The following is a 12,546-nucleotide window of genomic DNA, read 5'->3' as shown; positions in this document are numbered from 1 at the left end:
TCGCCGGAGCACGCTGCGCGGGCGCGGTGGCCGCCGCGACCCTGGCCCGCCAGCGGCTGCGGGTGATCGCCGTGGACCCGGCGCGGTTCCCGTCCACCACCGTCTCCACTGCGGGTGCTCACCGGCGGCCCCGGCGGGGTGCGGCGCGTCCTCGACGTCTACTCCCGGCCGCGTGCCCCGCGGGAGATCCTCGCCCTGCCCGGCCTGCTCCGTGCCACGGTCGGCGCCCTCGCGCACGGGGCGGGGGAGCGGCCGGCCATCCTGCGCAGCGCCACGGAGGCGCTGCGGGAGCTGGCCGGCAACCGCCGCGAGGCCCGGCGGCTGATCCTCCCCTGACCCCCGGACCCTGACCCCGGACCCTGACCCCCGGGCCCTGACCGGTGGGCCCTGACCGGTGGGCGCAATGCCGCAACGCACCCCCGTACCGGGTATTGCGCCACAGAACCGACAGGACGCGGCGCGCTCTAATCGGCGAGGGCGGAAGACCGCCCTCCCCGCCAAAGGGGACGTCCTGTCACAGGGGGAACCATCATGCGAAACCGCATCGGAGCCGTCCGCGCCATGGGGCTGCGCGCGCTTGTCGTCGGCGCGGCGGCGGCCGGGCCGCTGTTCGCCGTCGCCGGGCCCGCGCACGCCGCCGGCACCGTCGACAACTCGGGCGGACGTCTGGTCATCAGCTCGACGACCACCAACAACGCCGTCACCGTGAGCGTGTCCGGCACGAACCTCGTCGTGGTCGACACGCTCACCACGCTCTCCGCCGGAGGGTCGTGCACGCAGGTCGACGCCCACACCGTGCGGTGCCCGTCGGCGGGCGTCGCCGACATGAGCGCCGTACTCGGCCCGGGCAGCGACGTCTTCACCAACAACACCGTCCTGCCGTCGCTGGTCTTCCTCGGCGACGGCGCGGACTTCTTCCAGGGCGGCTCGGCGCGCGACCAGGTCAGCGGCGGCGGCGGGAACGACCGCATGAGCGGCAACGGCGGCGACGACACGCTGCTGGGCGGCGCCGGCACCACCGACCGCGCCTCCGGCGGGTCCGGCGCCGACGCCTGCACCGCCGAGATCGAGGACACCTGCGAGTCCTGACCGGCGGACGGCCAGGTCAGGCGGCCGGGTCAGGCGGTCGGGTCAGGCGCCGGGTCAGGCGCCGGGTCAGGCGGCCGGGTCAGACGGTGAACTCGACGCCCTGGGCCAGGGGCAGCTCACCGGAGTAGTTGATGGTGTTCGTGGCGCGGCGCATGTAGCCGCGCCACGCGTCCGACCCCGACTCCCGGCCGCCCCCGGTCTCCTTCTCGCCGCCGAACGCCCCGCCGATCTCCGCGCCCGAGGTGCCGATGTTGACGTTGACGATCCCGCAGTCGGAGCCCTCGGCCGACAGGAACAGCTCGGCCTCGCCCTGGTCGCGGGTGAAGATGCTGGACGACAGCCCCTGCGGCACCGCGTTGTTGAGTGCGACGGCCTCCTCCAGCTCCTCGTACGGCAGCACGTACAGGATGGGGGCGAACGTCTCGCGCGTCACGACCGGGACCTGCCCGCCGACCCGGACCAGCGCCGGCTCGGCGTAGTAGGCGCCGGGCGCCTGGTCGGCGAGGCGCCGGCCGCCCCCGGCCACCAGCGTGCCGCCCTGCTCGCCCGCCTCCCGCAGCGCCTCCCGCATGGCGTCGTACGCCCGCCCCGAGATGAGCGGCCCCACGAGCGTGCCGGCGGCGAGCGGGTTGCCGATCGGCAGCCGCGCGTAGGCGCCGGCCAGCCGCTCGGTCAGGGCGTCCACGACGGAGCTGTGCGCGATGACCCGCCGCATCGTGGTGCACCGCTGGCCCGCCGTGCCCGCCGCCGAGAACACGATGCCCCGTACGGCGAGATCCAGGTCGGCCGACGGGCACACCACGGCGGCGTTGTTGCCGCCGAGCTCCAGCAGCGAGCGGCCGAACCTGGCGGCCACGCGCGGCCCCACCTCGCGGCCCATCCGGGTCGAGCCGGTGGCGCTGACCAGCGCGATCCCCGGATGGTCGACCAGCGCCTCGCCGAGGTCGGGCCCGCCGAGCAGGACCTGGCCGAGGTGCGCGGGCGCGCCCTGCTCGGCGGCGGCCCGGTCGAGCAGCGCCGCGCAGGCGAGCGCGGTCAGCGGCGCCAGCTCGGACGGCTTCCAGATGACGGGGTCGCCGCAGACCAGGGCGATCGCGGTGTTCCACGACCACACGGCGGCGGGGAAGTTGAAGGCGCTGATGACGCCGACCACGCCCAGCGGATGCCAGGTCTCCATGAGCCGGTGGCCGGGCCGCTCCGAGCTGATCGTGCGGCCGTAGAGCTGGCGGGACAGGCCCACGGCGAAGTCGCAGATGTCGATCATCTCCTGGATCTCGCCCAGCGCCTCGGAGGTGATCTTGCCGACCTCCAGGCTGACCAGCGTCGCCAGGTCGGCCTTGTGCGCCGTCAGCAGCTCGCCGAACCGCTTCACCAGCGCGCCGCGCACCGGCGCGGGCACCACCCGCCAGGCCAGGAACGCGGCCCGCGCCCGCGCGACGGCCTCGTCCACCGCCTCGGGTCCGGCCCAGCCGACGCGGGCCAGCGCCCCTCCGTTGATCGGCGAGGTCGTGGTGACGCCGTCGCCCAGCGCGTCCACGTCCACCCCGCAGCGTTTCGCGGTCTCCCGCGCCGTCGCGGCCAGCTCGGCAGCGCTCGGCAGCATCATGAAAGGCTCCTTGTCCACGATCAGACGATGTTGAGCTCGGGACGGGCCGCGGACCGCTCGAAGCGGCGCGCGTCGAAGCCGGACACGTCCGTGAACGGCTCCCGTCCCAGGTAGAGGTCGCGCATGACCTCGCCGACCGCCGGGCCCATGAGGAAGCCGTGGCCGGAGAAGCCGGTGGCGTAGAGGAACCGCTCGACGCCGGAGGCGGCGCCGATGAGCGCGTTGTGGTCGGGCGTCACCTCGTACAGGCCGGCCCAGCCGGTGGCGACGCCGGTCTCCATGAGCGCGGGCGCGCGGCGGGCCATGGCCTCGCCGAGCCGCGGCAGCCAGGCGTCGGAGCGGTCGAGCTTGAAGCCGGGCGTCTCGTCCGGGTCGGACATGCCGAGCAGCAGCCCCGGCCCCTCCCGGTGGAAGTAGAAGGTGGTGCCGAAGTCGATGGTGAACGCGGTCGGCGGCAGGTCGGGCACCGGCTCGGTCACCAGGATCTGCCGGCGCAGCGGCGTCACCGGCAGGTCCACGCCCGCCCAGGCCCCCACCTCGCGCGACCAGGCCCCGGCCGCGCAGATCACGGTGTCGGTCTCGATCCGGCCGCCCTCGGTCAGCACCGCGGCGACGGACCTGTCCGCGAGCTCGATGCCGGTCGCCGCGCAGCCGGGCAGCAGCCGGGCGCCGAGCCGCCGGGCCGCGCCCGCGTAGCCGAGCACCACGGACTCGGGGGTGCAGTGGCCGTCGGAGGGGGAGAAGGCGGCGGCGAGCAGCCCGTCGGTGGAGATGAGCGGCGACAGCGCGGCGGCCTCGCGCACCGAGATCATCCGGCTGGGCACGCCGAGGTCGTTCTGCACGGCGACGTTGCGCTCGAACTCCGCGACCGCCTCCGGCGCGTCCAGCAGGAACAGGTAGCCGGGCCGGTGCAGGTCGATCTCCTGCCCGAAGCGCTCGGCGAAGTGCTCGAACGTCTCCAGGCTGCGTACGGCCAGCTCGATGTTGACCCGGTCGGAGAACTGCGCCCGTACGCCGCCGGCCGCCTTGCAGGTGGAGCCGGAGCCGAGCGGCCCCTTGTCGAGCAGCACCACGTCGCGCACCCCGGCCGCGGCCAGCTCGTACGCGATGGCGACCCCCATGACGCCGCCGCCGATGACGACCACCGCGGCCCGCCGGGGCAGGTCTCGTCCCATGGATCAGTTCCCTTCTGGCGTGAGCCGGTCGGCCAGGAGCTGGGCCAGGTGGACGCCGCGCCTGGGGGACAGGTCGGCGATCTGGGTGCGGCAGGAGAAGCCGTCGGCGAGCACGGCCGCGTCCGGCGCGGCCTCCTCCAGCGCGGGCAGGAGCTGCTGCCCGGCGACCGCCGCCGACACCTCGTAGTGGCCCTTCTCGACGCCGAAGTTGCCGGCCAGGCCGCAGCAGCCGCCGAGCCTGCGCACCTCGGCGCCGGCCTCGCGCAGCAGCCGCAGGTCCGGCTCCCAGCCCATGACGGCGTGGTGGTGGCAGTGCGGCTGGGCCACCACACGCACGCCGTCGAGCGGCGGCGGACGCCAGCCGGGGGTGGCGGCGAGCAGCTCGGCGAGGGTCCTGGTGGCGTGGGCGACCGGGGCGGCGGTGGCCTCGTCCAGCAGCTCCAGGGCGTCCGAGCGCAGGACCGCCGTGCAGGACGGCTCCAGGCCCACGATCGGCACGCCGTCACCGGCCGCCGCGGCGAGGTCGCGCACGGTCCGGCCGAGTATGCGACGGGCCTGGTCGAGCTGGCCGGTGGAGATCCAGGTCAGCGCGCAGCAGCCGCGGCGCGCGGTGACGCGGGGCGCGTACCCGGCGGCCTCCAGCACGGCGACGGCGGCCCGGCCGATCTCGGGCGCGAAGTGGTCGGTGAAGGTGTCCACGAACAGCAGCACGGGCTCGCCCGCCGCCGGCCGTGGCCGGCGCGCGAACCAGGAGCGGAACGTGCGCGGCGCGAACGCGGGCAGCGTGCGCCGCGCGTCCACCCCGGCCAGCGCGAGCGCCGGGCGGCGCAGCGCGGGCGCGCGCAGGGCCGCGTTGGCCGCGCGCGGCATCCGGGACGCCAGCCGCGCCCACAGCGGCAGCCGCCCCAGCGCGTAGTGCGAGGCCGGGCGGAGCCGCCCCCGGTAGCTCTGGTGCAGCACCTCCGCCTTGTACGCCGCCATGTCCACGCCGGTCGGGCAGTCGGAGGCGCAGCCCTTGCACGCCAGGCACAGGTCAAGTGCCTCGTGCACCTCGGGCGAACGCCACCCGCCCGACACGTCGCCGCCGTTGAGCATCTCCTGGAGGGCCCGCGCCCGGCCCCGGGTGGAGTCCTTCTCCTCCCTGGTCGCCAGGTAGGAGGGGCACATGACGCCGCCGGTCCCGGTGTTGTCGGCCCGGCACTTGCCCACGCCGGTGCAGCGGTGCACCGCCTGGCCGAAGTCGCCGCCGTCGTGCCGGTAGGCCAGGGCGAGCGGGCCGGGGGCCGGGCGGGCGGCGGGGACGCGCAGGTCGGCGTCGAACGGGCGGGGCCGGACCAGCACGCCGGGATTGAGCGTGCCGGCCGGGTCGAAGACGCCCTTCACCTGCTCGAACAGGCCGATCGCCGCGGGGGAGTACATGAGCGGCAGCAGCTCGCTCCTGGCGCGGCCGTCGCCGTGCTCGCCGGACAGCGAGCCGCCGTAGCCGGCGACGAGCGTGGCGGCGGCGACCAGGAACTCGCGCAGCACCTGAGTCCCCCCGGGCCGGTCCAGCGGCAGGTCGATCCTGATGTGCAGGCAGCCGTCGCCGAAGTGCCCGTACGGCAGGCCGGTGAGCCGGTGACCGGCCAGCAGCTCCTCGAAGTCGCGCAGGTAGCGGCCGAGCATCGCGGGCGGCACCGCGGCGTCCTCCCAGCCCGCGTGCGCCGGCCGCCCGGCCGGGCTGCGGCCGGACAGGCCCGCGCCGTCCTCCCTGATCCGCCAGAGCGCCGCGGCCTTCGCCGGGTCGGTGACGACGAGCGCGTCCGGGTGTCCCGCGGCCAGGCGGCCGGCCCGCTCGCGCACCTCGGCCTCGTCGTCGCCGGCGATCTCGGCGAACAGCCAGGCGGCCCCGCCCGGCAGCGGCGGGACCGCGCCGGGGCCGCGGCGGGCGCGCACCACGTCCACGATGCGGGCGTCGAGGCCCTCGCACGCGGTGGGCCGGAAGGCGAGCAGGCCGGGCGCGGCATCCCCTGCCTCGGCGATGTCGGCGTAGCCGAGCACGACCAGCGCGCGGTGCGCGGGATCGGCGACCAGCCGCACCGTCGCCTCGGTGAGCACGGCGAGCGTGCCCTCGCTGCCGACGAGCAGCCGGGTCACGTCGAAGCCGTTCTCCGGCAGCAGGTGCTCCAGCGCGTAGCCGGACACCTGGCGGCCGAACCTGCCGAACTCGGTGCGGATCGTCGCCAGGTTCGCCGCCACGAGGTCGCGCAGCGCGGCCGGCCCGGCCCGCTCGGGCAGGTCCAGATGGGTGCCGTCGCCGGCGACGGCCTTGAGTCCCGTCACGTTGTCGGAGGTGCGGCCGTAGCCGAGCGCGCGGGAGCCGCAGGCGTTGTTGCCGATCATCCCGCCGATGGTGCAGCGGGTGTGGCTGGACGGGTCGGGGCCGAAGCGCAGCCCGTACGGGGCCGCCGCCCGCTGCAGCGCCGCCTGGACCACGCCGGGCTGGACCACCGCCGTACGGGCCTCGGGATCGAGTGCGAGCACCCGGTCCATGTGCCGGCTGAAGTCGAGCACCAGGCCGGGGCCGACGGCGTTGCCGGCGATCGAGGTGCCCGCGCCGCGCGCGGTCAGCGGGACCTCGTGCCGGGCGCACAGCTCGACGGCGGCGTGGACGTCCTCGGCGGTCCTGGGCCGGGCGACCAGCAGCGGCGGCACCCGGTAGAGGGAGGCGTCGGAGGAGTGGACCGCGCGCGTGGTGCCGTCGGTCAGCACGTCGGCCACGCCGCGCCGGCGCAGGTCGCTCGCGAGAGCCGCGGCTCGGTCCATACGTAGCATGTTACATGCGACCCCTGTACCATGCCAGCCACCAGGACCACGAGAAGGGACGGCATGATGGTGGACGCGACCGCGCTGCGGGCGGCCTTCGCCCGGCGCCTGTCGGCCATGTACGGCACCGAGGTCCCCGCCTACACCACGCTCGTCGAGGTCGCCCAGGAGGTGAACCGCGAGGTCCTGGACCGCATGGGCGCGGACGCCGAACGGCTCGGCTCGATCGGCCGGGTCACCGCCGAGCGGCACGGCGCGATCCGCGTCGGCACCCCCCGCGAGCTGGCCCAGGTCGCGCGGATCTTCGGCGCGATGGGGATGTACCCGGTCGGCTTCTACGACCTGCGGGAGGCGGCGAGCAGCTCGGTGCCGGTCGTCTCGACGGCGTTCCGGCCCGTGGACGCCGGTGAGCTGGCCGCGAACCCGTTCCGCGTCTTCACCTCCATGCTGGTCACGGGCGACCGGCGGTTCTTCGGCGAGGACCTGCGGCGCAGGCTGGAGGCGTTCCTGGACGCCCGGCGGCTGTTCCCGCCGCGGCTGCTGGAGCTGGCCGACCGGGCCGAGGCCGAGGGCGGGCTGGACGACGCGGCGGCCGAGGAGTTCCTGACGCTCGCCACGCGCTCGTTCGAGCTGTCCCGCGAGCCGGTCTCGCGCGGCTGGTACGCCGAGCTGGAGCGGGTCTCCGCCGTGGCCGCCGACATCGGCGGCGTCCCGAGCACGCACGTCAACCACCTGACCCCGCGCGTGCTCGACATCGACGCCCTCTACGCCCGTATGTCCGGGCGCGGCATCACCATGATCGACGCCATCCAGGGACCGCCCCGCTGGTCCGGCCCCGACCTGCTGCTGCGCCAGACCTCCTTCCGCGCGCTCGCCGAGCCCCGGCTGTTCCGCGAGGACGACGGCCGGGTGGTCGAGGACGACCTGCGGGTGCGCTTCGGCGAGGTCGAGGCGCGGGGGATCGCGGTGACCCCGGCCGGGCGGGCGCTCTACGACGAGCTGGCCGCCGCCCTGGACGACGCCCTCGCCGGGCGGCGGGTGGACGCGGAGGAGCGCAACGCCGTGGCCGCCGCGCTGTGGGAGGCGCGGGTGCCGGGCACGGAGGCGGAGCTGGCCGCGCGGGACCTGGCGTACTTCACCTTCCACGCCGCAAAGGACCGGCCCGCTGGAGCGCCCCCGGCCGGCCTCGCCGAGCTGCTGGCCGGCGGCTGGGTGAGCGCCCGGCCCATCGTGTACGAGGACTTCCTGCCCCGCTCGGCGGCCGGCATCTTCCAGTCGAACCTCACCTCCGACGGCGCCAAGGACGTCACGGAGGCCGGCGCCGACCTCGGCCCCGAGGAGCTGGCGGGGGTGCTCGGGCGGACCCTGCACGACCCGTACGAGCTGTACGCCGCGATCCGCGCCGAGTCGCTGGCCCGCGCACGGGAGGAGCTGGGCCTGCCCGGCGAGGTCGGTTAGCCGGCGGGCTCCTCGACGACGGGCTCCTCGACGGCGGGCTCCTCGACGACGGGCTCATCGACGACGGCGGCCCAGAGCGCGGCCACGTCCACCGGCTCGCCCTGGGCGCGGGCCGCCTGCGCGGCGAGGATGAGCCCGGTGTTGGTCAGGTGGGCGCGCATGGCCCGCACCGCGCCTCCGGCGTCGCCCGCGGCCACCGCCGCCACGATCGGCTCGTGCTCCTCGTGCACCTGCCGCAGCGTGCGCGAGGCATCGTCGGTGGAGGAGCCGAGGATGCGCATGGTGTCGCGCAGGCCGCCGACGATCGCGCGGGCCCGCCCGTTGCCCGCGGCCACCAGCATGCGGTCGTGCAGCGCCTGGTCGAGGTGGAAGAACAGCTCCTCGTCGCCGGCCGAGACCGCCGCCGCCATCCGCTCCATGGTCTCCCGCAGCGCCGCGCCCAGCCCGGCGGGCCCCGCCCCCGCCGCGCGCCGCACGGCGGGCAGCTCCAGCGCGAGCCGGACCCCGAAGATCTCGACGATCTCGCGCGGGTGCGGCAGCACGACCCGGAACCCTCGGTTGCGCTCGACCTGCACCAGCCCGGCCTCCACCAGGCGCAGCATGGCCTCGCGGACCGGGCTGCGGGAGACGTTGAGCTGCTCGGCGATCTGGTAGACGGAGTAGAGCCGGCCCGGGACCATCGCGCCGGAGTGCACCGCCCGGCGCACCTCGGAGATCACCTGCTCGGCCAGCGACCGGCCCGCCTGCGGCAGCGGCTGCAGCTTCAGCTCGGCGTGTTCGCGGGTGGGCGGCATGGAGGCATGCTACCCGTACGGGTGCGCCATAGGTTCTTCACCAATTCTTGCCTGGTACGGGATATTCACGTTCGGTGTGGCGGTCGGGTGTGATTCGTGCCTCCTGCAAGCATCGTGAAGCAGGCAATTCCGAAAGGAACAGCACATGTTCGCGCCCATTCACCTTCACCGCGGAATGCGGAAGGCCGCCGCGTGCGGCACGCTCTCGCTCGTCCTCGCCACCACGCTGGCTCCGGCGTGGGCGGACAACCGGACGGACAGCCGGACGAACGACCGGAGGGACAACCGCACGGACGACGACGACAACGACACCGTCAACGACGAGGAGGAGGTCGTCAACGACGAGGAGAACGTCGACGAGCGCCGCCGGCACCGCACCCGCATCATCAAGGACCACGACCACAGCGTGTGCACGCCACGGATCTTCTACAAGCGCGGACACATCTCACCGCGCAACTTCTTCGTCCCGCGCACCCGCTTCACCGACGGCCCCGGCGGCTCGATGACGGTGTCGGTGACGAGGGAGCACGAGGTGCTCGCGTTCCTGGAGACGGAGAAGGAGTGGACCAGGACCACCAACCCCATCGAGCCCGGAGAGGTGATCCGCGCGCTGCGCAAGAACGGCATCCCGCACCTGGAGGAGCGGCACATGGTGTTCACGGGGCACGAGTACACGCGCGAGATCAGCGACGGGATGTACGGCAACATGTGGTACCGGGTGTTCGGCTACCGCATCGGCTGGTCGGCGTGGTCGGTCCTTTCCACGTGCCGGCAGGTGGAGATCGCTACGGGCATCGCCAACGTGCCGGCCCGCTTCGAGGGCTGGCGGTACTGGGAGACCAAGCACCCCTCGTACAAGGGGAGAAGACTTCCCTGGAAGTGACCCCGGCGGGTCAACGGCGGCGGCGACGGCGGCGACGCCGGCTCTGGTCGGCGGCTTCGTCCGGGCCAGGTGACGGGCCGGGCAGGCCGGGCAGCGCCAGGCTTGCCCGGATTGCCGTGAGACGGCGCAATACGATCATGACGCGACTCCCCTTCTGGATTCCGACCCCTCGGCCTACCCGCCTCAAACGTACGGATTCTCTTGTATGAGTAATTTTCACTGGTAAATAGGTTCATCCCGTCCCATGCTGTAGCGGCACGGCTCCAATCCATTGGCTAGGGAATGGGAGTTACCTATGCCGCCGGTGATCGTGGGGCGCGAGGGCCCTCAGTCCGGAAGACGGTTCCCGCTCGGCGAGCGGCCGCTGACGTTCGGCCGCAGGAGCGACAGCGGCGTGGTCATCGCCGGCGGCCGGGCCTCGCGCTCGCACGCCGAGGTGCGCCACGAGGAGGGCCGCTACATCCTGCGCGACCTGGGCAGCCGCAACGGCACCCTGGTCAACGGCGCCCGCGTGGACACGCACGTGCTGCGCCCCGGCGACCTGATCACCATCGACGACGAGGTCTTCTGCTTCGAGCTCGCGGGCGAGGACGACGAGACCATCATGGGCACCGGGACGGTGCGGAGCGCCGTACGGACGGTGGACCCCGGGCAGGTCCTGCGCGTCACGATCAGCGGCGGCGGCCCCGTCGGGCTCAGCCTCGCCCTGCTCCTCGACCAGCTCATGGGCGAGCGGGTCGCGATCACCGTGTACGACGGCCGCTGGAGGAGCGACGGCGCCCGGGTCGTGTGGAAGGGCAGGGAGGAGGGCAACATCCGGCGGCAGCAGGTCGTCACCGTCCAGAGCCGCCAGTACCTCAACCTGCCCGAACGGGCGCAGGCCCGGCTGTTCGCGCCCGGCGCGTACACCGAGATGTGGCCCACCGGACCCGACTCCATCCGCGGCCAGGGCCCGCGCAACCTGCGCATCGCCTACATCGAGGACACGCTCCTGGAGCTGGCGAACGAACGCCCCGACCGGATCCGGCTGGTCCCCGGGCGGTTCTCGCCCGACGAGCACCGCGAGGCCACCGCCCGCGACCATGTCCTCGCCATCTGCGAGGGCGGGCGCTCACGCACCCGCGCCCACTTCGCGGCCAAGTTCGGCAACGCCGACACCTCGATCTACTCCCTCGACGGCCACCACCTCCAGGACGTCGTCCTCGGGCTGCGCGTCAAGTCCGACCTGCCGGACCCGATGACCGTGCTGCTCACCGTCGCCCAGAACCGCTTCCTGCTGAACGCCCTGCGCGGCGAGGGCTTCCTCAACATGCGGCTGACCGACGAGGAGGCCAAGGAGGTCATCGGCATCGACCCGGTCCGGCACGTGTTCGAGCAGTGCGTCGCCGCCAGTCCCTGCCTCATGGACCGGACCGAGCACGGCGAGTTCCACTGCTCCACGCACGGCACGCTGTTCCTGCCCGCGCTGGTCAGGGGCTCGCGGCTGTGGACGCGGGTGCGGGAAGGGCTGCGCTTCTTCGGCGTCGCCGAGGAGAACCTGAGCGCGGTGACCGCGTTCCGGCTCGACATGGTCCAGCGGCCGCGCTTCACCGCCCAGCTCCACCCGCCGACCGCCGGGACGCCCGGCACGTACGGGTTCCTGCTCGGCGACGCCGCCAACGCCATCCACTTCTGGCCGGGGCGCGGGCTGAACAGCGGGCTGGCCTCGGCCATCTCGCTGGCGCGTACGCTCAGCCAGAGCTGGCGCGGCCGGCCGTTCCGCGACGCCGACTTCATCCGGCACGAGGCGGCCATGTCGATGCTGCAGTACCGGCACAAGAGCCGCGCGTGGAAGGCGATGGTGGCCACGGACGGCGACGGCGTCACCCGGGCCGTCAAGGACCTGATCGCCGACGGCCTCACGCCACCCGAGGCCGGCGCCGCCGCGGACGGGTCCAGGGAGGCCGATCTGGACGCGTTCATGGACCGGCTCCGGCAGATCCGCGACCGGCTGGCCTCCCGCATCCCCGGCCTGCCCGACGACGCCGCGCTCCGGGCCCACCTGCGCTGCCTCAGCCCCGAGGCGCTGCGCGCGTTCCTCGCCAGTGGGGCTTGGGACACGCTGGTCATGGGCGGCGAGGAGGTGGACATCGACATCTTCTACCGGCAGGACCCGCCGGACCTGCTGGTGTCCACCCCGCCGCCGTCCCCGCCGCCGTCCCCGCCGCTGTCACCGTCCCCGTCCCCGCCCCCCGACGACCGCCGCCAGGCCACCCGCGTGATCCGCAGGGGACCGAGCGGCCAGATGGTCTGACCCCGGCGCAGGGCCGGGTCAGCGGGTGCGGCGGAGGGCCCATTCGACGCCGGGGCAGCGGTCCATCACCACGTCGAGCCCGGCCTCCCGCGCCCGCCGCGCGGCGGCCTCGTCGACGACGCCGAGCGGCAGCCACACCGCCCCGGCGCCGATCGCGACGGCCTCGTCCACGGCCTGCCCGGCGTGCTCGGCGCGCCGGTAGATCGCGACCACGTCCACTTTCTCCCGCACCTCGGCGAGTGAGGCGTGCCCCGGCTCGCCGTGCACCGTCTCGGCGGCCGGATGGACCGGGATGATCCGCTTGCCGCGCGTCTGCAGCAGGCCCGCCTGGTCGTACGCCGTGCGGTGGGGGTTGTCCGACAGCCCGACGAAGGCCCACGTCCGCGTCTCGGTGAGGAGCCGGCGGATGACGTTCTCGTCCGCGTAAGCATTGCCCATGTCCG

At 74.4% G+C, this 12,546-nt stretch carries 10 protein-coding genes; 5 read left to right on the top strand and 5 right to left on the bottom strand.

Translation table 11 applies throughout. From position 1 onward, the window contains the following. The first annotated feature begins 114 nt into the window (after positions 1 to 114). Together BMW85_RS19405 and BMW85_RS19400 are read left to right on the top strand one after the other, a co-directional pair. Positions 115 to 336, top strand: coding sequence for a hypothetical protein (locus BMW85_RS19405; RefSeq protein WP_091083130.1), 222 nt, complete (start codon positions 115 to 117; stop codon positions 334 to 336). A 195-nt stretch (positions 337 to 531) separates the two neighbouring features. Then, on the top strand, positions 532 to 1,089 hold the full coding sequence (locus BMW85_RS19400) for a calcium-binding protein (RefSeq protein ID WP_091083128.1): 558 nt from the start codon (positions 532 to 534) through the stop codon (positions 1,087 to 1,089). Between the two features lie 79 nt (positions 1,090 to 1,168). Here the strand turns inward: BMW85_RS19400 and amaB are convergent, their stop codons facing one another. From amaB to BMW85_RS19385, 3 genes are read right to left on the bottom strand one after another with little or no spacing between them, the layout of a single operon-like run. Next, positions 1,169 to 2,695 carry an L-piperidine-6-carboxylate dehydrogenase gene (gene amaB, locus BMW85_RS19395; RefSeq protein WP_218155854.1) on the bottom strand — a complete coding sequence of 509 codons (1,527 nt, stop codon included), beginning with the start codon at positions 2,693 to 2,695 and terminating at the stop codon, positions 1,169 to 1,171. A 20-nt stretch (positions 2,696 to 2,715) separates the two neighbouring features. Then, a complete protein-coding gene (locus BMW85_RS19390) occupies positions 2,716 to 3,870 on the bottom strand; it encodes an NAD(P)/FAD-dependent oxidoreductase (RefSeq protein ID WP_177240763.1) in 1,155 nt (384 codons plus the stop codon). 3 nt (positions 3,871 to 3,873) lie between these two features. Further along, on the bottom strand, positions 3,874 to 6,675 hold the full coding sequence (locus BMW85_RS19385; protein WP_245774930.1) for an FAD-binding and (Fe-S)-binding domain-containing protein: 2,802 nt from the start codon (positions 6,673 to 6,675) through the stop codon (positions 3,874 to 3,876). A 63-nt stretch (positions 6,676 to 6,738) separates the two neighbouring features. On the opposite strand from BMW85_RS19385, the gene hglS reads away from it, so the two are divergent. Further along, on the top strand, positions 6,739 to 8,133 hold the full coding sequence (gene hglS / locus BMW85_RS19380; protein ID WP_245774929.1) for a 2-oxoadipate dioxygenase/decarboxylase: 1,395 nt from the start codon (positions 6,739 to 6,741) through the stop codon (positions 8,131 to 8,133). Here hglS and BMW85_RS19375 read toward each other — a convergent pair. Further along, complete coding sequence (locus BMW85_RS19375) at positions 8,130 to 8,927, bottom strand: GntR family transcriptional regulator (RefSeq protein WP_091083123.1); 798 nt, start codon at positions 8,925 to 8,927, stop codon at positions 8,130 to 8,132. The genes hglS and BMW85_RS19375 overlap by 4 nt on opposite strands. A gap of 175 nt (positions 8,928 to 9,102) precedes the next feature. Here BMW85_RS19375 and BMW85_RS19370 point away from each other — a divergent pair, with 175 nt between their 5' ends. Further along, on the top strand, positions 9,103 to 9,810 hold the full coding sequence (locus tag BMW85_RS19370) for a hypothetical protein (protein WP_143082332.1): 708 nt from the start codon (positions 9,103 to 9,105) through the stop codon (positions 9,808 to 9,810). A gap of 295 nt (positions 9,811 to 10,105) precedes the next feature. Next, on the top strand, positions 10,106 to 12,103 hold the full coding sequence (locus BMW85_RS19365; protein WP_091083118.1) for an FHA domain-containing protein: 1,998 nt from the start codon (positions 10,106 to 10,108) through the stop codon (positions 12,101 to 12,103). Positions 12,104 to 12,121: 18 nt separating this feature from the next. Here BMW85_RS19365 and BMW85_RS19360 read toward each other — a convergent pair whose 3' ends face one another. After that, positions 12,122 to 12,541, bottom strand: a complete 420-nt coding sequence (locus BMW85_RS19360; protein ID WP_091083116.1) for a CoA-binding protein — start codon at positions 12,539 to 12,541, stop codon at positions 12,122 to 12,124. Between the last annotated feature and the right edge of the window lie 5 nt (positions 12,542 to 12,546).

This window comes from Nonomuraea wenchangensis, from assembly GCF_900111685.1.
Lineage (GTDB): Bacteria > Actinomycetota > Actinomycetes > Streptosporangiales > Streptosporangiaceae > Nonomuraea > Nonomuraea wenchangensis.
This window is presented reverse-complemented; position numbering and strand designations above follow the sequence as displayed.